This is a genomic window from Klebsiella sp. G-Nf4 (assembly GCF_002810615.1).
GTDB classification, from domain to species: domain Bacteria; phylum Pseudomonadota; class Gammaproteobacteria; order Enterobacterales; family Enterobacteriaceae; genus Klebsiella; species Klebsiella variicola.
This window is the reverse complement of sequence record NZ_PION01000012.1, coordinates 42,567-63,670: the sequence shown is the minus strand read 5'-3', so window position 1 is coordinate 63,670 and position 21,104 is coordinate 42,567. Positions and strand designations below refer to the sequence as shown.

At 54.0% G+C, this 21,104-nt stretch carries 15 protein-coding genes and 2 pseudogenes; 10 read left to right on the top strand and 7 right to left on the bottom strand.

The genetic code is table 11. The features are described from left to right. Positions 1-155 precede the first annotated feature (155 nt). The 5 genes from CWM57_RS21945 to yegD form a co-directional block, all read right to left on the bottom strand. The gene (locus tag CWM57_RS21945; RefSeq protein WP_074388080.1) at positions 156-767 is read right to left on the bottom strand and encodes a helix-turn-helix transcriptional regulator; all 612 of its coding nucleotides are present in this window, start codon (positions 765-767) and stop codon (positions 156-158) included. Positions 768-882: 115 nt separating this feature from the next. Then, the gene (locus CWM57_RS27905; protein ID WP_046621842.1) at positions 883-1,023 is read right to left on the bottom strand and encodes a small membrane protein; all 141 of its coding nucleotides are present in this window, start codon (positions 1,021-1,023) and stop codon (positions 883-885) included. Between the two features lie 237 nt (positions 1,024-1,260). Beyond that, complete coding sequence (locus CWM57_RS21940; protein ID WP_061153908.1) at positions 1,261-1,962, bottom strand: response regulator transcription factor; 702 nt, start codon at positions 1,960-1,962, stop codon at positions 1,261-1,263. 14 nt (positions 1,963-1,976) lie between these two features. Next, the gene (locus CWM57_RS21935) at positions 1,977-3,833 is read right to left on the bottom strand and encodes a sensor histidine kinase (protein WP_100676403.1); all 1,857 of its coding nucleotides are present in this window, start codon (positions 3,831-3,833) and stop codon (positions 1,977-1,979) included. A 289-nt stretch (positions 3,834-4,122) separates the two neighbouring features. After that, positions 4,123-5,475: a molecular chaperone gene (yegD, locus tag CWM57_RS21930; protein WP_023322982.1), complete on the bottom strand. Its 1,353-nt coding sequence runs from the start codon at positions 5,473-5,475 to the stop codon at positions 4,123-4,125. A 137-nt stretch (positions 5,476-5,612) separates the two neighbouring features. On the opposite strand from yegD, the gene alkA reads away from it, so the two are divergent. The 4 genes from alkA (at position 5,613) to asmA (ending at position 9,767) form a co-directional block, all read left to right on the top strand. Further along, the gene (gene alkA, locus CWM57_RS21925) at positions 5,613-6,461 is read left to right on the top strand and encodes a DNA-3-methyladenine glycosylase 2 (protein WP_100676374.1); all 849 of its coding nucleotides are present in this window, start codon (positions 5,613-5,615) and stop codon (positions 6,459-6,461) included. A 114-nt stretch (positions 6,462-6,575) separates the two neighbouring features. Then, complete coding sequence (udk, locus tag CWM57_RS21920) at positions 6,576-7,217, top strand: uridine kinase (protein ID WP_002912442.1); 642 nt, start codon at positions 6,576-6,578, stop codon at positions 7,215-7,217. 90 nt (positions 7,218-7,307) lie between these two features. Then, the gene (gene dcd, locus CWM57_RS21915) at positions 7,308-7,889 is read left to right on the top strand and encodes a dCTP deaminase (protein ID WP_004151145.1); all 582 of its coding nucleotides are present in this window, start codon (positions 7,308-7,310) and stop codon (positions 7,887-7,889) included. Between the two features lie 30 nt (positions 7,890-7,919). Next, the gene (asmA, locus tag CWM57_RS21910) at positions 7,920-9,767 is read left to right on the top strand and encodes an outer membrane assembly protein AsmA (protein WP_100676373.1); all 1,848 of its coding nucleotides are present in this window, start codon (positions 7,920-7,922) and stop codon (positions 9,765-9,767) included. Between the two features lie 738 nt (positions 9,768-10,505). Here asmA and CWM57_RS21905 read toward each other — a convergent pair. Next, a complete protein-coding gene (locus CWM57_RS21905; protein WP_100676372.1) occupies positions 10,506-12,089 on the bottom strand; it encodes a TerC family protein in 1,584 nt (527 codons plus the stop codon). A gap of 770 nt (positions 12,090-12,859) precedes the next feature. On the opposite strand from CWM57_RS21905, the pseudogene galF reads away from it, so the two are divergent. Both galF and CWM57_RS21895 read left to right on the top strand, forming a co-directional pair. Then, a pseudogene (gene galF / locus CWM57_RS21900) lies at positions 12,860-13,833 on the top strand (GalU regulator GalF). A 315-nt stretch (positions 13,834-14,148) separates the two neighbouring features. After that, a complete protein-coding gene (locus CWM57_RS21895) occupies positions 14,149-14,778 on the top strand; it encodes a phosphatase PAP2 family protein (protein ID WP_100676371.1) in 630 nt (209 codons plus the stop codon). A gap of 545 nt (positions 14,779-15,323) precedes the next feature. Here the strand turns inward: CWM57_RS21895 and CWM57_RS28465 are convergent. After that, positions 15,324-15,407, bottom strand: a pseudogene (locus CWM57_RS28465) (hypothetical protein); the annotation flags it as partial. Between the two features lie 329 nt (positions 15,408-15,736). On the opposite strand from CWM57_RS28465, the gene CWM57_RS21890 reads away from it, so the two are divergent. The 4 genes from CWM57_RS21890 (at position 15,737) to CWM57_RS21875 (ending at position 21,073) form a co-directional block, all read left to right on the top strand. Continuing rightward, complete coding sequence (locus tag CWM57_RS21890; protein WP_100676370.1) at positions 15,737-17,176, top strand: capsule assembly Wzi family protein; 1,440 nt, start codon at positions 15,737-15,739, stop codon at positions 17,174-17,176. A gap of 144 nt (positions 17,177-17,320) precedes the next feature. Beyond that, entirely contained in the window at positions 17,321-18,457 is a 1,137-nt protein-coding gene (locus tag CWM57_RS21885) for a polysaccharide export protein (protein ID WP_065800833.1), read from the top strand. Position 18,458: 1 nt separating this feature from the next. Further along, a complete protein-coding gene (locus CWM57_RS21880) occupies positions 18,459-18,896 on the top strand; it encodes a protein tyrosine phosphatase (RefSeq protein WP_063119109.1) in 438 nt (145 codons plus the stop codon). 14 nt (positions 18,897-18,910) lie between these two features. Beyond that, complete coding sequence (locus tag CWM57_RS21875; protein WP_100676369.1) at positions 18,911-21,073, top strand: polysaccharide biosynthesis tyrosine autokinase; 2,163 nt, start codon at positions 18,911-18,913, stop codon at positions 21,071-21,073. Positions 21,074-21,104 lie beyond the last annotated feature (31 nt).

The window sequence follows — 21,104 nt, the reverse complement described above, 5'->3', positions numbered from 1 at the left end:
ATAAAAACGCGCGGTAACGTCTTTATACCGAGGAAGCGTCAGAGTTTAACGTTATGTTCGGCAGCGCTGGCGCTTTTTTAGCATCCTGCGGCTATTTTCGGATTCCCGACAATATCACTACGGGAATATCTTATTCTCTTCCGTTCGCTATTTGCCTACCAGCGCTCACGTAACAGATTCATAAACTGGAAAAAGTCATGGTTATTATTCAGGCTGTATTTTTCCATAATCTTATTCTTATGGTAAGCCGCGGTGCGGGGACTGACGCGCTGCAGGGCGGCGATTTTACTCATATCCAGCCCTTCAAGAATACCGTGCACTACAGCGGTCTGCGATCGCGACAGTACGCGATGCGGACAACTGGCGCAGCTCAGCTCCCGGCTCGCAGCGTCGGTGGCCGACGGGTCCATGCAATGCTGTAGCTCGCTTTTGATGATTGCCAGCAGCTGAGGAATACTGGCCGTTTTCAGCGAAACAAAAATCACCCCTTTCAGGCAATTAATCATGAAATCGTCTTCCGGCAGCTGGTCATAGCTGTGGAGAATGATCAGGGAGCTGCCTTTTTTCCTGTTTTTAATCAAGGCATTACACAGGTAAATTTCACCAGGGATCACTTCGCAAATAATAATGTCTTCGCCTGACAGGTCGTTATTGCGCCAGGAGAAACGGGCCCGCATATCGTCGCGGGCGAGGTCATTAACCATGGCGACCAGCGATTCGCGCACAAAGGTGTTGCGGGTGTTGATGGTGACATTAATGTTTCTCATGGCGTTATTTCCTTATGCAAAACATAACGCCATGCTGTGACAAATCCTCCGGGCGTATGCGGTGTTTTGATTTTATAAAAGTACCTGCAATCGTTTTTTATTATTATAAAGTGAATTATTTACGACGAGTCGAACGCTTATCGTTAAACGTAAACTTCTGCCGTCTCCTGTCTTTCAGATAGGAAATAAAACTGTATACAGAGATGCTGAAGAAAAAAATGCATAGCAATAATATTAACCACGTTTGCATGGCCATCTTTTTTACCTTGTTTGTGCTGTATGCTGTCAGAATTTACCGCGAACGGCTATTACGTTTTGTTATATGCTTTCCTGTCCACTGAAAATCATACGACATCATCCTGATGTGCTAGCACTATAAGAAAGTTCTTAAGCGCGTCGTCAGTCTCATTCCTCTCATTTCTCTCAGAAAATGAGAAAAATTAACACTTGCGAGTCATTCACACCCCGCGCAGCGGCCAGATCGCGCTTTCGATCAGGAAATAAACGCCAGTCCTTTGCCAAAGATCGCACGAACGGGCAGGTGGATCCCTTGCTGGCGCGCCTTATGGCGCAGGCGGCTAATCACCACGTCGATGCGGTGCAGGTCAGGCTCACTTTCGTGGGAAAACAGGCAGGCATGGAGGTCCAGCTTACTGCATACCTCGTTGCGATTGCGCATCAACAGCTCCACCAGACGGTACTCCTGCTGGGTTAACTCCAGCGTCCGGGCGTCGGGCGAGATCAGTTTATCTTCATGCAAACGCCACAGGCCGGTGGTAGCGGAGGACGCGGCGCTGACTGGCTCCGGCTGGAGGACGGCCGGTCGATCCTGCTGCAGGCGGGCGCCAAGGGCGGTGAGGGTCTCCGCAAGATGGGCGAAGTTAACCGGCTTAATCAGGTATGCATCGGCCCCAAGGCTCAGCGCCTGCAGTTTATCCTGCTGCTGGCCGCGGGCGCTGACCACCACCAGGCCGTAGTTCCCCAGCTCATGCAGGTAGTTCAGCACGCTGAAGCCATCTTCACCGGGCAGGCCAATATCAATCAGCACGATGTCCACCGGATGGCTGTGCAGTTGCCGCCAGAAGGCTTCGGCGCTGCGCGTGCCCCACACCTCGAAGCCGCGATAGCCCAGCCAGGCCAGCAATTCATCCAGCAGATCGGGGTTATCTTCAATTATTGCCAGTCGTAAAGCCATGGATCATTCTCCTCTTAAGCAACCGTGGGGAGGGTAAGAATAAAGGTGCAGCCGTCCGGGCCATGCTCGGCCAGCCACAGTTTGCCATCATGGGCCTGCACGATCTGACGCGCAACATACAAACCGAGACCGGTACCGCCCGGCACCGGCGACGTGTGCTCGCCGCGACGGTAGCGCTCAAAGATCAGCTCTGCCTGCCCATCGGGCAGGCCCGGGCCGTGGTCGCGAATGCGCAACTCGGTGTGCCCGGCATCGGAGCGGATATCGATGGCGATTTCACCGGGGGGCGAATACTTCACCGCGTTATCCAGCAAATTGGCGATAGCGATGCACAGCAGACCGGCATCGGCCTGCAGCTGCGGGCTTTCCACCGCGCCGTAATGGCGAATGTTCAGGTAATGGTCGTGGGAGATGGCCACCACCGAGGCCGCCATATTGATCACCGTTAGCAGGGCGGTCTGCTGGCGGTCGACGTGCAGGTCGTGGGAGGCCAGACGCGCGTCGGCGAGGCAGTTATCGGTGAGCTGGACCAGACGGGTGGCGGCGCGCCCGATGCGATCGAAGCGCGCCTCCTGGCTGGCAGAGGCCGCCGAGAGGCGGAGATTCTCCAGCGCCGCCTGGATCACCGCCAGCGGCGTGCGGAATTCGTGCGCCACCATGCCCATAAATTGCCGCTGGTGGAAGCTGGCTTCGCGCTCAATCTGCAGTTCACGCGACAGGCGCTGCTTCTGCTCCAACTGCCGGTTCTCAGCGCGTACCCGCAGGATGGCAATGATCAGTACCGTAATGATGTGGACGATCAGCGCATACTGCCAGAGGGAATAGATCGCCATATGGAACGGGATAATCCCGTGGATCGACAACTGCACCAGCACCGCGGCGGCGACGTAGAACGGCGGCAGCAGACCCAGCAGCAGGGTGTTACGGTCGATGGCTTTCTTGCGCCACAGCCACCAGGAAGTGAACAGCAGCACCGGGGTGATAATGATAAATATCACCCCTTCAATCTGCATCGCGAAGCCGTAAAACCCGAGCGGAATACTGACCTGCAGCACCAGGTTGAGGACCACCGCGGCGATCAGTAGCTGATGAAGCCGCGGCATATTCTTCTTCAAATCAAAAATCTCGCTGTGCAGCCAGAGGGCGGTGGCATAGCTGAACAGAGAGAGGCTGCTGATCATAAAGTCCTGGTACGGTAGCGCGGCGCTGCCGAAAAACCACTCCGGGAAGCCGTGCAGCGCGGCGACCAACGGATAATTGAGCGAGAAAAGACAAATGCCCCACAGCAGGCGTCGGCGCAGGGCCAGCGCCAGCCACAGCGCCACGCCGCTGGCGACGGCGGCGAGACCAAAATAGAAGCTCCAGAAAGCGGTGTCGGCGGTCGCCCGCTGCACAAATTCCTGCGGCGAGGAGAGCGAGGCCAGCAGGATCAGGGTGCTGGTGCTGTGCAGGCGAAAGACCACCTCATAGCCGGCGTCGGTCGGCGGCGGGGGGAGGATCAGCACGCTTTCCCGGTAGTGCAGGTCGCTCTCGCGGGCGACGTCGCGGTCGCCAAAGGTGCGCTGTGTCCAGGGGGCATCGCTGCCCAGTGGCCGGTAGTAAATGGTCAGATGGTCGACAAAAGAGGGGCCCAGCTGCAGCCAGCGCGGCTCCCCGGCAAACCACGTTCCCGGCAGCTCGCTGCGCAGCCACCAGGTTTTTCGCGAATAACCAAAGGAGGGGATCTGCCGGGTGGTGGCGAGCTGGTCCGCGGGCAGGGCGGCGAAGCGATCGACCGTCATCTGGCCGCTGGCGTCCGCGTACCACTGGACCGGAATATCAATGCCCACCTGGCACGTTGTTGCCTGCGCCTGTGGGGCGGCCAGCAGCAAGAGTAATCCACAGCTGACCAGCCAGCCTGCCAGGAACTGCGGCCGGCAACGCCGGACCGCTGCGAAGATCGCAGACACCCTTTTCAATCACGCCCCCTTGCGGCATGCCAACGATACAGACCGCAGACGTCTGGCTACGGTATGGATAATACGTCCCCGGAAGCGGGGGAGAATGGACAGGCCTGTCCGGACGAACAGGCCATTTTGCGTGGGAGACCAGGAATATTCCAGCGTAATCTGCAGCGCCACGATCAGGACAGACCTGCTGTGTGGCAGCGCCAGGAGGGGGTTAGCGGAAAACCACCTGCGCCCAGCGGGCCAGCCCGGCGGTTACCGAGCCAAAATCATCGCCACCAGCCAGCGGAATACCCGGCAGCTGGGCGGCCAGCGCCTTTTTGATCAGCGGCGAGCGGGCACTGCCGCCGGTAAGATAGATCACGTCCGGGGTGGTCTGGCTGCTGTCGAGCGCGAGCTGCACCTGTTCCATAATGCGAGTCAACGGTTGATCCAGCGCGGCTTCCAGACCCTGCTGGGCGATGGCGGTGGCCAGCTCGTCCTGAATAAACGGCAGCGCGGTTTCGACGCTGGCGGCGCTGGAGAGGGCGATTTTGCTCTCTTCGGCGCTGCGTACCAGACGATAGCTGAGACGCTGGCGCCAGACCTTCAGCAGCAGAGCCACCTTGTCGGCATCCCGGGCGCTGCGCAGCAGATCGTTAAGCAGACGGCCGTTGGCGGTGCTGTAGAAATCGCTCTGCGCTGGCACGTCGTTGATGGCCACCGCGTTCCACCACGGGAGGATCGGCAGCGCGGTGCCTTTCTCCGTTTCGCCGCCCATGCCGAGGAGGGGCATCAGGCATTTGAAGGCCAGGGCAATGTCGAGGTCGTTACCGCCGATGCGGCAGCCGCTGTGGCCGAGCAGGCTCTGCTGGCGGTCGGCGCGCTCCCGCCACTGCGGGCCCATCAATAGCAAAGAACAGTCGGTGGTCCCACCGCCGATATCGACGACCAGCACCCGCTTTTCTTCATTGAGGGTCGCTTCGAAATCGAGCCCGGCGGCAACCGGTTCAAACTGGAAGACCACATCGCGGAAACCGGCGCGGAGAGCCGCCCGCTCAAGGATCCCCTGCGCCTGGGCGTTCGCGTCGTCGCCGCCGAGGCCCTGGAAGTTAATCGGTCGGCCAATCACCGCCTGGTCGATCTGCTCGGGCAGCTGGCTCTCAGCCTGCAGTTTGATGTGCAGCATCATGGCGCAGACCAGGTCTTCAAACAGGGCCACCTGCTGCGGCTTCAGCCCGCTGGCGCCGAGGAAGGATTTTGGCGATTTAACGAAGTAGACCTCTTCCGGATCTTCAACATACTGATGCAGTGAGGCGAGACCGAACTGCACGCTGTTGCGCAGCACCTCGATGTCTTCGTCGCGGTTGGCGGCAATGGCCCGGCGCAGCAGCGCCTGGTTTTCATCGCTGTGGGTGGGGACGTCATGATGGCGATAGAGCCACTCGCTGACCGCTTCGCGCGTTGGCGCACAGAGCATCGAGGGCAGCAGCGCGCTGCCGTTTTCCAGCGTCAACAGCTGAGGGGTATTTTCCCGCATCACGGCTACCGAACAGTTGGCGGTGCCGTAGTCAAAACCAATAAACATCGTCTGCAAAATCCCCATGCCGGTGAAGAAGGGGGGCGACTTTAGCGGATCGTCGCCATGGCGACAACTGGAATTTAAAAGCAAGGCGCTGACGGTCAAGGGCGACTATCATTGAAACGCTATATAAAGGAGAGCTTATGGTGTTGTTACCCTGGACCCCGCCTTACGACTGGGCGTGGATGGTTGGTTTTCTGCAGGCGCGTGCTGTCGCCGGCGTCGAGCGCTTTGATGAAGGAGGCTATAGTCGCAGCTTTGGCATTGCAGGCCACCACGGGCTGATTCATCTGGTGGCGGACGAAGAGGCGCAGGGCCTGCGGGTGACCCTCTCCCCGGGGCTGCAACCGGTGGCGGAGATCTGCTATGCGCGAATTGGCCAGCTGTTTGATTTAGCCTGCGATCCGCGGCAGGTCGCCGGGGCGTTGGGCTCTCTGGCTGAGGCGCGGCCGGGGCTGCGCCTGCCGGGGGCGCTGGATGCCTTCGAACAGGCGGTACGTGCGGTGCTGGGCCAGCTGGTGAGCGTGGCGATGGCCGCCCGGCTCACCGCCAAAGTGGCGGCTGGCTGGGGCGAACCGCTGGCGGACGCGCCCGGCTATGTGTTATTCCCGACGCCAGAGGCGCTTTCCCGGGCCGACCCGCAGGCGCTGAAGGCGCTGGGAATGCCGCTTCGGCGCGCGGAGGCGCTGATCCACCTCGCCCGGGCGGCGCTCAGCGGCGAGCTGCCCCTGACCGCGCCAGCGGACATCGACGCCGGGCTGCGTCAACTGCAGAGCCTGCCCGGGATTGGCCGCTGGACGGCAAACTACTTTGCTCTGCGCGGCTGGCAGGCGAAAGATATCTTTTTGCCGGATGATTACCTGATTAAACAGCGCTTTCCGGCAATGACCCCGGCCGCCATCGCCCGCTATGCCCGCCGCTGGCAGCCGATGCGATCGTATGCGCTGTTGCATATCTGGTATACCGATGACTGGATCCCGGCGGCGGAATAGCCGTCCGGGGCGCATACCACTGGTATCGGGGCGCTGAAATCCCTATAATTGCCGCGTTTGGCGGTCCGCCGCCACCCTCCATCTCTATCCAGGTTAATCAGGTCGCAAAAATTTATGACTGATATGTCCCATCAGTGCGTCATTGTAGGTATCGCCGGCGCATCGGCTTCTGGCAAAAGTCTTATTGCCAGTACTCTCTATCGCGAATTGCGTGAACAAGTTGGCGACGAACATATTGGCGTCATTCCGGAAGACAGCTATTACAAAGATCAAAGTCATCTGTCGATGGAAGAGCGCGTCAAAACCAACTATGACCACCCGAGCTCAATGGACCACAGTCTGTTGTTCCAGCACCTGCAGATGCTGAAAAGCGGCCAGCCGATTGAACTGCCGGTCTATAGCTATGTCGAGCATACCCGCACGCCGAACACCATTCACGTCGAGCCGAAGAAGGTGATCATTCTTGAAGGGATCCTGCTGTTGACCGACGCGCGCCTGCGTAACGAGCTTAACTTCTCTATTTTCGTCGACACCCCGCTCGATATTTGCCTGATGCGCCGTATTAAGCGCGACGTTAACGAGCGCGGCCGCTCCATGGACTCGGTGATGGCCCAGTACCAGAAGACCGTGCGCCCGATGTTCCTGCAGTTTATTGAACCGTCGAAGCAGTATGCCGACATCATCGTGCCGCGCGGCGGCAAAAACCGCATCGCGATTGATATTCTGAAGGCCAAAATCAGTCAGTTCTTTGAATAACCTGGCCGAATTGTGTAACGTGCAAAGAGTAGCCCTATTGCCCTGTCCGCCGCGAAGCGTGCGGGAAGCAGCCTTATAAGGAGAAAGCCCATGCGTCTGTGTGACCGAGATATCGAAGCCTGGTTGGATGAAGGGCGACTCGCCATTAATCCGCGCCCACCCGTTGAGCGTATTAATGGCGCGACGGTTGATGTACGGCTGGGTAATAAATTCCGCACCTTCCGCGGCCACACGGCGCCGTTTATCGATTTAAGCGGTCCGAAGGCCGAGGTCAGCGCCGCGCTGGACCGCGTGATGAGCGAAGAGATTGTCCTGCCGGAAGGGGAGGCCTTTTTCCTGCATCCTGGCGAACTGGCGCTGGCGGTGACTTATGAATCAGTCACCCTGCCAGCCGACCTGGTGGGCTGGCTGGACGGACGCTCCTCACTGGCGCGGCTGGGGCTGATGGTGCACGTTACCGCGCACCGTATCGACCCGGGCTGGTCCGGCTGCATCGTGCTTGAGTTCTACAACTCCGGCAAACTGCCGCTGGCGCTGCGTCCGGGGATGCCTATCGGCGCGCTGAGCTTTGAGCCATTATCGGGCCCGGCGGCCCGGCCGTATAACCGCCGTGAAGACGCCAAATATCGCGACCAGCAAGGCGCGGTGGCGAGCCGAATCGACAAGGATTGATAACGTCAACGGGGTGTTGCTGAGGGTGCCATGAGACGAATACTGACAACGCTGATGATCCTGCTGGCGGTCATTGTCGCCGGGCTTACCTCGTTGGTATTGCTGGTCAATCCCAACGATTTTCGCGCCTATATGGTGCATGAGGTGGCAGAGCGCAGCGGTTATCAGCTTGAACTCGATGGCCCGCTGCGCTGGCACGTCTGGCCGCAGCTCAGCATTCTCAGCGGACGCATGACGCTGACCGCCCGGGGCGCCGAAGAGCCGGTGATCCGCGCCGACAACATGCGCCTCGACGTGGCGCTGCTGCCGCTGCTCTCGCACCAGCTGCAGGTGAAGCAGGTGATGCTCAAGGGCGCGGTGATCCAGCTGACCCCGAAAACCGAGGCGGTTCGCGATAGCGCTGCGCCGGTGGTGCCGCATGACAACACCCTGCCGCAGGCCCCGGAGGACCGCGGGTGGTCCTACGACGTGCGCCAGCTGCAGGTGGCCGACAGCGTGCTCTTCTTCCAGCATGAGAACGGCGAGCAGGTGACCGTGCGCGATATCCGCCTGCAAATGGAGCAGGATGAGAATCACCGGGCCACCGTCGACTTCTCCGGCCGGATCAACCGCGACCAGCGCGACCTGGCGCTGAGCTTCTCCGCTACTGTGCAGGGCGGCGACTATCCCCACTCCTTAAAAGCCGACTTTAGCCAGCTAAGCTGGCAGCTGCGCGGCGCCGAGCTGCCCCCTGATGGCATTAATGGCCAGGGCAGTCTGCAGGCCAGCTGGCAGGAAGATGGCAAAACCCTGCGCTTTGACAACCTGAATCTGATGGCCAGCGGCAGCACCCTTACCGGCAACGGCAGCGTGGTGCTGGGGGATCGCCCGGACTGGTCGCTGGATCTCCACGCGACCACCCTGAATCTCGACAGCCTGCTGGCGCCATCCTCGCCAGCGACGGACAGCAGTGCCAGCCAGCAGGCCCAGAGCCAGACGCGACCGCTGCGTCCGGTGATCGCCGACAGCGATGAGCGCGAAGATTACCAGAGCCTGCGCGGCTTTAACGGCCGGATGGCCCTGAGCGCCGACCAGCTGCAATGGCGCGGCCTGAACTTCACCCAGGTGCAGAGCGAAATCAGCAACCAGCAGGGGCTGCTGACGGTCAGCAAAATGCAGGGTAACCTCGACGGCGGGCAGCTTTCCCTCCCCGGCACCCTCGATGCCCGTGGCGACACACCGCAGGCGACGTTCCAGCCGGCGCTGCAGAATGTGGAGATCGGTTCGCTGATCAAAGCCTTTAACTATTCATTAAACCTGACCGGCAAGCTGTCGCTGACCGGCGAGTTTTCCGGAACGCGCATTGACGCGGATGATTTCCGCCGTCACTGGCAGGGGCAGGCCCAGCTGCAGATGGCCGATACCCGTACCGAGGGGCTGAACTTCCAGCAGCTGGTGCAGCAGGCCGTGGAGCGCAGCACCAACGTGCGGGCGCAGGAGAATTATGACAATGCCACCCGCCTGGATTCCGTGAGCAGCCAGCTGACGCTGGATAACGGACTGGTGACGCTGAACCGCCTGCAGGGGCAGTCCGACATGATGGCGATGACCGGCGAAGGTCAGCTTGATCTGCAGAAAGAGAACTGCGATATGCGCTTTAACGTGCGCGTGCTCGGCGGCTGGAAAGGGGAGGGCAAACTTATCGACCGCCTGAAACAGACCGCCATCCCGCTGCGCATCTACGGCGACTGGCAGTCGCTGAGCTACAGCCTGCAGGTCGATCAGATCCTGCGCAAACAGCTACAGGATGAAGCGAAGCAGCGCCTCAACGACTGGGTTGAGCGTAATAAAGGCAGCAAAGAGAGCAAAGACGCCAAAAAGCTGCTTGATAAGCTGTAATCTCCACCACCGCGACCCGGGATCTTCCGGGCTGTGAGAATGTCGTCAAAGGGTGTGCCACGTTGATGCCGGGTGGCGGCTACGCCTGACCCGGCCTGGGATGTGCGCAATATCATCAGCTTGCGTCGCCATCCATGTAGGCCTGATAAGCGAAGCGCCATCAGGCAGTGTGGCGGCTGTAGAGCATCAATTCCCCGCGATGTGAGAATGTCGTCAAAGCGTGGAGCCCCGTTGACGCCGGGTGGCAGTTACGCCTGACCCGGCCTGGGATGTGCGCAATATCATCGGCTTGCGTCGCCACTTAATGTAGGCCTGATAAGCGAAGCGCCATCAGGCAGTGTGGCAGCTGTAGAGCATCAATTCTCCGCGATGTGAGAATGTCGTCAAAGCGTGGAGCCCCGTTGATGCCGGATGGCGGTTGCGCCTGACCCGGCCTGGGATGTGCGCAATATCATCGGCTTGCGTCGCCAATTAATGTAGGCCTGATAAGCGCAGCGCCATCAGGCAGTGAGGCAGGTATAGAGCATCAATTCCCCGCGATGTGAGAATGTCGTCAAAGTGTGATGTCACGATGATGCCGGGTGGCGGCTACGCCTGACCCGGCCTGGGTTGTGCGGTGGGGTAATCCCCCGGTTTGTGTTGCCATCCCGTAGGCCTGATAAGCGCAGCGCCATCAGGCATGGGTTTGATTATCCATCCCACCGCCCGGGATACCCCGGGCCGTTTTATGCCTGGCGATTACACCTCATAATCCAGCTCATCCTGCTTTGCCGGCGGGACGATCTGCACCTTCTGCACCCGATGGCTGTCGACCTGCAGCGTGCGCAGGGTATAGCCGTCAATCTCAATGGTTTCTCCCACCTGCGGCACATGCTGCAGATACTCCATCAACAGACCGGCAACGGTGTGGTACTCACGTTTATCATCCAGCGGCAGCGGAACGTACTGCACCAGATCCTCCAGCGGCATATGGCCGTTAACCGTCCACGAACCGTCCTGATGATGCTGAATATCATGCCGGGCGTCGATCTCCTCCACCTCGTTGGGCAGATTACCGGCGATGGTCTCCATCACGTCGCTCAGGGTCACAATCCCCTCGACGGAACCGAACTCATCAACCACAAAGGCAAAGTGGGTGCGGGCCTGACGGAACTGCTCAAGCGCGGAGAGGAGCGGTAACCCCTCCGGAAAGACCAGCGGCTGCCGCACCAGCGCCTGCAGATCCAGCGGCTGCTGGCGCAGGGACTGCTGGAGCAGGTCGATAACGTGAACCACCCCCAGCAGGTCTTCATTATCTTTCCCGCCGGTCACCACCAGCCGGGTGTGCTGATTTTTCTCCACCAGGCTGCGGATCTCTTCCTCCGGCGCGCTGAGGTTGATGCGCTCGATATCATGGCGTGACGTCATAATACTGCTGACGCTGCGCTGATTAAGGTTCAGCACCCGCTCAATCATCAACCTTTCCTGTGGATTAAACAAAGGATGATGATCCTGATCGGCGACCAGCGACGCCGTGTCAGCATCCAGTTCAGCTTTTTCTTTCTGGCCGCTCAGCAGGTTCATCACCGCCTCGGTGGTGCGTTGACGCAGCGTCATATTGGCCGACAGGAAGCGACGGCGGTTAAACAGCGCCAGCTGGTTAAGGGCTTCAATCATGACCGAGAAGCCAATCGCCGCGTAGAGATAGCCTTTTGGAATAATAAAGCTGAAGCCTTCAGCAATCAGGCTGAAGCCGATCATCAGCAGGAAGCTCAGACAGAGGATGACAATGGTCGGGTGGCTGTTAACGAAGCGCGTCAGGGCCTTGCTGGCCATCAGCATCAGACTGATGGCGATGATCACCGCGGCCATCATCACCGCCAGGTGGTCGACCATGCCGACGGCGGTGATCACCGAGTCGAGCGAGAAGATGGCATCGAGCACCACGATCTGCGCCACCACGGCCCAGAATTTCGCCCCTCTGCGCTGGGTGGGATTATCGCTGTCCTTCCCCTCCAGCCGTTCGTTGAGTTCGACGGTGGCTTTAAACAGCAGGAATAAGCCGCCGAACAGCATAATTAAATCGCGGGCGCTGAAGCTGAAGTCGTGAAAAACAATCAGCGGTTTGGTCAGGGTCACCAGCCAGGAGATAGAGGCCAGCAGCAGCAGACGCATGACCATCGCCAGCAGCAGACCGGTGATACGGGCGCGGTCGCGCTGGGCGGGCGGCAGCTTTTCGGCGAGGATAGCGATGAAAACCAGGTTATCGATACCCAACACCAGTTCGATAACCACCAGCGTGACGAGACCTGCCCAGATTGACGGATCGGCAATCCATTCCATATGTATTAAAACCTGTACGACTGCGGTATGTGTTACCACGATCATGGATAAGATGAGTCTAAAATGCAATAACGACGCGGATATCACTCCGCCGGAGGTGGATATATTTCCAGCAAATTAGGTGAACAGATAAGAATTATGTTCCAGAAAAGATCAGCAGAAAAATAACAATATGGCGGAACGCGCTGGAATAAGCTTGCTGATATCAGAACCATAACCCGCTGCGTTTTGCCCGGCGCAAAAGCGAGGGCTGTCCCGTCGTTCTCCACGGTAGGCACCCTTCCTCATCGCCGCGTGAAGTGCGAAGACCGCTCACAAAACCGGCATAATTCATATCATGAAGTGAGCGCAGAATAGCGCCGATCGCAGTACCCTGCCGTGGTTTACGGTTATTATCCTGCCATATCTGGCTGTTTATGCTGAAATATATTGCCTGGATAAATTAATTATCTATATCTATTCTTTCCGGACATATGAACACCGCAGCCTGCAGCGGGCAGGGGCTGCGTGCCAAAGGCCGCAATGTACGGGCCTCGCGGCGACATCGCGCTGTGCAGGGAAGCGGGCCGCTGAATAACCTGATGGAGAATAAGATTATTCTCACTTCGACCTGTTGATAAAAGAAAGTTGTGTGTATTCTTTTAGGTGACAGTGAATTTAAGAATTTGGCGGGCAGATGCCCGAGCAGTATCCGTGTATTATCAGTTCCAATGGATTTGTGACATGTACAATTTTGCAAAGCTGCGTGTTTTGCAACCAAACAGGTGAAGATGAATATGGCGAATTTGAAAGCGGTTATTCCGGTCGCAGGACTAGGCATGCATATGCTGCCGGCCACAAAGGCAATTCCAAAGGAGATGCTGCCGATCGTTGATAAGCCAATGATTCAGTACATTGTTGACGAAATCGTCGCCGCCGGGATCAAAGAGATTGTCCTGGTGACGCACTCCTCGAAGAATGCGGTGGAAAACCACTTTGATACCTCCTACGAGCTGGAAGCCCTGCTTGAGCAGCGTGTGAAGCGCCAACTGCTGGCGGAAGTCCAGGCCATTTGCCCGCCGGGCGTAACCATCATGAACGTGCGCCAGGCACAGCCGCTGGGTCTGGGCCACTCCATCCTCTGCGCCCGCCCGGTAGTCGGGGATAACCCGTTTGTCGTGGTGCTGCCGGATATCATTCTCGACGGCGGCACCGCAGACCCGCTGCGCTATAACCTTGCCGCTATGGTCGCCCGCTTTAACGAGACCGGCCGCAGTCAGGTGCTGGCGAAACGCATGCCGGGGGACCTCTCCGAATATTCCGTGATCCAGACCAAAGAGCCGATGGTGGCCGAAGGGCAGGTGGCGCGTATCGTCGAGTTTATTGAAAAACCGGACGAACCGCAGACTCTGGACTCCGACCTGATGGCGGTGGGCCGCTACGTGCTGTCGGCAGATATCTGGGCCGAACTGGAACGTACCGAGCCAGGCGCCTGGGGCCGTATCCAGCTAACCGACGCCATTGCCGAACTGGCGAAGAAGCAGTCCGTTGACGCGATGCTGATGACCGGCGAAAGCTATGACTGCGGTAAAAAAATGGGCTACATGCAGGCCTTCGTCACCTACGGAATGCGTAACCTGAAAGAAGGCGCTAAATTCCGCGAAAGCATTAAAAAACTGCTGGCCTGACAGCTGGTGTGAAGATGAGCGGCAGGGCAAAGGCTTTCGCCACGCCGCTCATAACGTTATGCAGAAATTATTCATAACGTGAATGTTATAACGATTGTAAAGAAACGTATGGCTTCGGAGACTTCTGGTAGTTTGTCTCTGGCCTCTGTGGTGCAATGGTCGGAGTAGCGGCAATAATGCTTTGTGAATAGTCACTTAGTGCGACAATTCCTAAAGCGCAGGGAAAGCGGTCAACGTCAGCCAAAAATAAAACTTGACTGCGATCATGTTTCCGCTTTAAACATCTCACTTGCATGCATAAAAATGTGAAATGAATTGGCATGCGAGCTGGTACAGACATTACGGATAATCCCTGAGCACGGCAGTGGACATCATCGAAGGATCACAGGTATATGAACTGGCAACTCATCTCATTTTTTGGCGATAGCACCGTTTTGCTGCCCAGCGCAGCGGCGTTGTTTATTGTCCTGATACTGCGTAAAACGTCGCGGTTGCTGGCGTGGCAGTGGAGTTTGCTGTTCGGCATCACCGGCGCCATCGTCTGCGCCTCCAAACTGGCCTTTATGGGCTGGGGTCTGGGCATTCGCGAGCTGGATTACACCGGCTTCAGCGGCCACTCAGCGCTCTCCGCAGCCTTCTGGCCTATCTTCTTATGGCTGCTCAGTGCCCGTTTCTCCGCGGGGCTGCAAAAAGCAGCCGTCGCCACCGGCTATATTCTGGCCGCTGTGGTGGGTTATTCACGGCTGGTCATCCATGCGCATTCCGTCTCGGAAGTGATCGCTGGCCTGCTGCTCGGTGCTGCTGGCAGCGCTTTGTTCCTGCTGCTGCAAAAACGCACCACCCATTCGGAAAGCGTGAGTATTTCCTGGGGCGGCGTCGCGTGCCTGGTGATGGTCCCGCTTATCCTGTTGCATAGCGGCAATAAAGCGCCGACTCAGTCCCTGCTGGGGCAAATCGCCACCGCGGTGGGGCCGCTGGATAAACCTTTTACTCGAACTGATCTGCATAAGCAGGCCTGGTAATTGCCATTTGTTTTACAGGGGAAATTAAGTTTTCGCCGGTTAATTAGACAAATAAGAAAATAATCTACTATATGCCAGGTAATTGATAATTCATATTTATGAAATAACACAGTGCTACTACATTGTTATTGTCAATTTACCTGGATATAGCCGTGGTCAGACGTTTCTTAAATGCGTTCAGAAAGCACCTGTTCCACGTTGGATGAATAACCCACCAACGAGAAACTATTAGAAATTGTAGTTGACTATTGCGTCATCATCTGATTTTGGAATGACGTCAGTGTCACGATAAATTTTAGTTTTTTCAAATGGTTAGCTGTATCTGTGCTGGTGTGGCAGCGCCAGGCAGATGTTCGATAGTTGAGAACAATAAATAATCTTTATTGGCGAGCCGCTTATTTTTCGCCAATAAAACAGCGGATGGGATTAATTGGCAGATATTCGGCAGCAAGACTCCCAATTGTGACCGAAATCCCGTAGACTTAACGCCGCAAAAAATAAAGGCCTGACCAATTTATCACCCACAGGCCGATTAAATACGCCGTTCAGGTAGTCAGTGCGCTGGTAGCTGTTAAGCCAGGGGCGGTAGCGTCGCTGAAACCACGTGCTGCTGCACAAAATACCTTCTCTGAACGTCTATAAAAATCGATGCACTTTGGGTGATTAACGCCATAAGATATCTATCATGCTCATCAGATATCCTCATAAAGGGGTCAGGAGCGACTGCTGATATCGCCTGTACATCAACTTTCCCATCTCATCGATAGCCTGTACGGTAAAATTCGCCTACATTGTGAGCTGGGTGATGTTATAAGGGTTTCAAGCAGCTTAGGGTAACTGTACTTGCCTCGCCGGTGTTGCACAGTGAAGTCAGCTGGTGCCGCGAGCGCTTTCTATCTTGGTATTCCCCTCATTCTCATTGAGATACGACAGCGGGGCTGAAAATGGATCTTGTACAATGATAAAAATTGCGCGCATTGCCGTGACATTGGGCTTGCTTTCCTCACTGGGAGCCCAGTCTTACGCGGCCGGGTTAGTAGTAAATGATAACGATCTGCGAAACGACCTTGCCTGGCTTTCCGATCGCGGGGTCATCCATCTGAGCCTGTCGACCTGGCCGCTGAGCCAGGAAGAGATCACTCGGGCGCTAAAAAAGGCCAAACCGTCCTATTCTTCTGAACAAGTGGTTCTGGCTCGTATCAATCAGCGACTGTCAGCGCTAAAAGCAGATTTCCGGGTCACCGGCTACACCTCAACCGACCAACCGGGCACTCCGCAGGGGTTTGGTCAGACGCAGCCGGCAGATAATTCGTTAGGCCTGGCGTTCAACAACAGCGGCGAGTGGTGGGACGTTCACCTCCAGGGCAACGTTGAAGGGGGAGAGCGAATCAGCAACGGATCGCGTTTCAACGCCAACGGCGCCTACGGCGCGGTGAAGTTCTGGAACCAGTGGCTCTCTTTTGGTCAGGTTCCGCAGTGGTGGGGGCCGGGCTATGAAGGAAGCCTGATCCGCGGGGATGCAATGCGACCAATGACCGGTTTCCTGATGCAGCGAGCCGAGCAGGCAGCGCCGGAAACCTGGTGGCTGCGCTGGGTGGGCCCATGGCAGTATCAGATCTCCGCCAGCCAAATGAATCAGTACACTGCCGTGCCCCATGCCAAAATTATCGGCGGTCGTTTTACTTTCTCTCCTTTCCAGTCTTTAGAATTAGGCGCGTCGCGCATTATGCAGTGGGGCGGGGAAGGGCGGCCTGAATCACTCAGCAATTTCTGGGATGGTTTAACAGGTAAAGATAATACCGCCGCGAATGATCCCAATGAACCGGGCAACCAGCTGGCCGGTTTTGACTTTAAGTTCAAACTGGAGCCGACCCTGGGCTGGCCTGTAAGCTTTTACGGACAGATGATCGGAGAGGATGAGTCGGGTTTTCTTCCATCGTCTAATATGTTCCTCGGTGGTGTCGAAGGGCACCACGGCTGGGGTAAGGATGCTGTTAACTGGTACGTGGAAGCACATGACACGCGCACCAATATGAGCCGAACCAATTATAGTTATACCCATCATATCTATAAGGATGGCTACTATCAGCAGGGCTATCCGCTGGGTGACGCAATGGGCGGGGATGGCCAACTCGTTGCTGGTAGGGTTGAGCTTATTACGGAGGATAACCAGCGCTGGAGCACGCGCTTAGTATACGCGAAGGTTAACCCTGAGAATCAGTCGATCAACAAAGCGTTCCCTCATGCGGATACTCTAAAAGGTGTACAACTGGGCTGGAGCGGAGATGTTTATCAGTCGGTTCGTCTGAATACCTCACTGTGGTACACCAACGCTAACAATAGCGACAGCGACGACGTTGGGGCCAGCGCAGGGATAGAAATACCGTTTAGTTTATAAGGCTGAATGCTGAAAACAGGGGAGGGAGGATGGTAGCGCTGCAGGACGCAGTCAGCTTTTATCTCTCCACAAGCCGGCAGGGAAGTAACGGCGATGACAGCTGCTCAGGAATTGGCAAATTTGATTTACTGATGATGTGACATTATGAAGAAAAAACTTGTTAGATTTTCGGCATTAGCGTTGGCAATTGGGTTTTTATCGGGTTGTACGATTATTCCTGGGCAGGGGTTAAATAGCCTGCGTAAGAATGTGGTAGAACTTCCGGACAGCGACTACGATCTGGATAAACTGGTCAATGTGTACCCAATGACACCTGGTTTGATCGATAAACTGCGCCCGGAAAGCGTACTGGCACGTTCTAACCCTCAGTTAGATAGTTTGCTCCGAAGTTATGAATATCGCATTGGAGTGGGCGATGTATTGATGGTTACTGTTTGGGATCACCCTGAATTAACTACTCCTGCAGGCCAGTACCGTAGCGCCAGCGACACCGGTAACTGGGTTAATTCAGACGGTACTATTTTCTATCCTTATATCGGTAAGGTACAGGTAGCGGGTAAAACACTCGCTCAGGTGCGTCAGGATATTGCGAGCCGTTTGACCACTTATATTGAAAGCCCACAAGTTGATGTTAGTATTGCCGCATTCCGCTCGCAAAAAGTGTATGTTACAGGAGAGGTTGCTAAATCGGGCCAGCAGCCAATTACTAATATACCATTAACAGTGATGGATGCGATTAATGCGGCAGGAGGTTTGGCTCCTGATGCTGACTGGCGAAATGTTGTGCTGACTCATAACGGGAAAGATTCTAAAATTTCTCTATATGAATTAATGCAGAAAGGTGATTTAACTCAAAACCGCTTGCTCTACCCGGGCGATATTCTGTTTGTACCACGTAATGATGACCTTAAAGTTTTCGTTATGGGTGAAGTCGGTAAGCAGAGCACGATGAAAATGGATCGTAGCGGTATGACCCTTGCTGAAGCTTTGGGTAATGCGGAAGGGATGTCTCAAGCTTTTAGCGATGCAACCGGTGTTTTTGTAATACGTCAATTAAAAAATGATAAGACTGGTAAAATTGCGAATATATATCAATTGAATGCTCAAGACGCATCAGCCATGGTGCTTGGTACTGAATTCCAATTACAACCTTATGATATTGTATACGTCACCACTGCTCCATTGGTTCGTTGGAATCGTGTGATGTCACAACTTGTACCAACGATTACAGGTGTACACGATATGACTGAAACAGCGAAGTTCATTAAGGATTGGCCATAAAATGTTTGAATCTATTCTGGTCGTGTGTACAGGAAACATATGTCGCTCACCTATTGGAGAACGGTTCTTATTAAAGATGCTACCTAATAAAAATATCGCGTCGGCAGGAACGGGGGCATTGGAAGGCCATGATGCTGATGAACACGCAATAAAAGTCGCATCAATGAATAATATCTCTTTAAGCGGTCACAAGGGAAAGCAGTTTACGCAAGATTTAGCACGCCAATATGATTTGATTTTAGCTATGGAAAAAAAACATATTGAGCAAATTGGTAAAATTGCGCCCGAAGCAAGAGGCAAAACTATGCTATTCGGTCACTGGATCGGTAAAAAAGATATTCCGGATCCTTATCGCAAAAGTGAGGAGGCATTTTTGTCAGTCTATGCCTTAATTGAACAGGCTGGGATCCTCTGGGCGGAAAAACTTGGGGCCAAATAATCAGGAATTCATGAATGTCAGTAAATAAAAAAACCACAGTTACAGAGTCTGATGATATCGATCTTGGAAAACTGGTCGGGGAGTTAATTGATCATAGAAAATTAATTATTTCTATAACCGCCTTGTTTACACTCATTGCAATTATTTATGCTCTATTCGCTACGCCAGTATATCAAGCTGATGCAATGGTACAAGTCGAAGAAAAACAAGCGAATGCTATACTAAGTAATTTAAGTCAAATGCTACCTGATAGTCAACCGCAGTCTGCACCTGAAATTGCCTTGCTGCAGTCTCGAATGATTTTAGGTAAAACAGTTGATGATCTTAATCTCCAAACGCTTGTTTCTGAGAAATATTTCCCTTTATTTGGGGAAGGATGGGCAAAATTAACAGGCCAGAATTCCCACTCTATATCTGTCTCAAGATTTTATGTTGGAGAGAAAGATCATAACGATGAAACAGATGTTATATTGACTGTCTTAGGTTCGAAAAATTATAGCATTACTGGTGAAAACTTTGAGTTGAAAGGCACCGTTGGCGAACTTGTAGAGGGAAATGGTGTATCAGTCAAAATAGACGAGATAGATGCACCCATTGGTACTAAATTTAAAATTTCCTCAATCACTAAGTTAAAAGCCATTAGTGATCTTCAAAAGATATTTTCTGTTGCGGATCAAGGAAAAGATACAGGAATATTAAGTCTTACTATAACTGGTGAGGATCCTGTTCTTATTAAGAAAATTTTAAATAGTATAAGTGAGAATTATTTAGCACAAAATATAGCACGTCAGGCTGCACAGGACCAAAAAAGTTTAGAGTTTTTAAATCAACAACTCCCTAAGGTCAGAAGTGACTTAGATAATGCAGAAGATCGGTTGAATGCGTACAGACGGCAGAATGATTCAGTTGATTTATCCTTAGAAGCAAAATCAGTTCTTGATCAAATTGTCAATGTTGATAACCAATTGAATGAGTTAACATTCCGAGAGTCAGAAATATCACAGCTTTATACAAAAGAACATCCAACTTATAAGGCATTGTTAGAGAAAAGAAAAACTCTGCAGGATGAGAAAGGGAAACTTAATAAACGTGTTTCTAGCATGCCAGAAACACAACAAGAGATACTACGCCTAAGCAGGGATGTCGAGTCCGGTAGAGCTGTATATATGCAGCTACTTAATCGTCAGCAAGAATTGAATATTGCAAAGTCTAGTGCGATAGGAAACGTCAGAATTATTGATAGCGCAGTGACGCAACCAAAACCAGTCAAACCAAAAAAAGTCTTGATCGTTATTGTGGGACTTGTTTTGGGGTGCTTTGTATCAATTGGTTTTGTATTATTTAGAGTCTTCCTAAGAAGAGGAATTGAAAGCCCGGAGCAACTTGAAGAGTTAGGCATTAACGTTTATGCAAGTATTCCAGTGGCAGAAGCCGTTGCTGAAAAAGCTCTGCAGAAATCAAGTTGGAAAAGGAAATCGGTAGAAGAATACAGTAGTTTTCTTGCAATTGATAACCCAGCTGACTTAGCCATTGAGGCCATAAGAGGGTTAAGAACAAGTTTACATTTTGCAATGATGGAAGCTAGAAACAATGTTCTAATGATATCGGGTGCCAGCCCAAATGCTGGTAAGACATTTGTTAGTACAAACTTGGCTGCTGTCATAGCACAAACTGGCAAGAAAGTACTTCTCATTGATACAGATATGCGAAAAGGTTATACGCATCGGTTATTCAATGTCTCAAACGATAATGGTTTATCAGATGTTCTGTCAGGCAAAATCAAAATTGAAAATGCTGTAAAACCAGTCAAGGATATAGGATTAGATTTTATTTCTAGAGGAATGGTTCCCCCTAATCCAGCTGAACTTTTAATGCACAGACGATTTGGAGAACTTATCGAATGGGCAAGTAAAAATTATGATATTATTGTCTTAGATACACCACCAATATTAGCTGTAACAGACGCTGCTGTAATTGGCAACTATGCAGGTACTACCCTTTTAGTTGCGCGTTTCGAGCAGAATACTGTTAAAGAAATCGAAGTCAGTTTCAAAAGATTTGATCAAAGTGGAGTGGCAGTAAAAGGTTGTATTCTAAATGGAGTTGTCAAAAAAGCTAGCAGTTATTATGGATATGGATATAACCACTATGGATATTCATATAACAATGACAAGTAATTAATTTATCGCCAGGTCTCTTTTGGGGCCT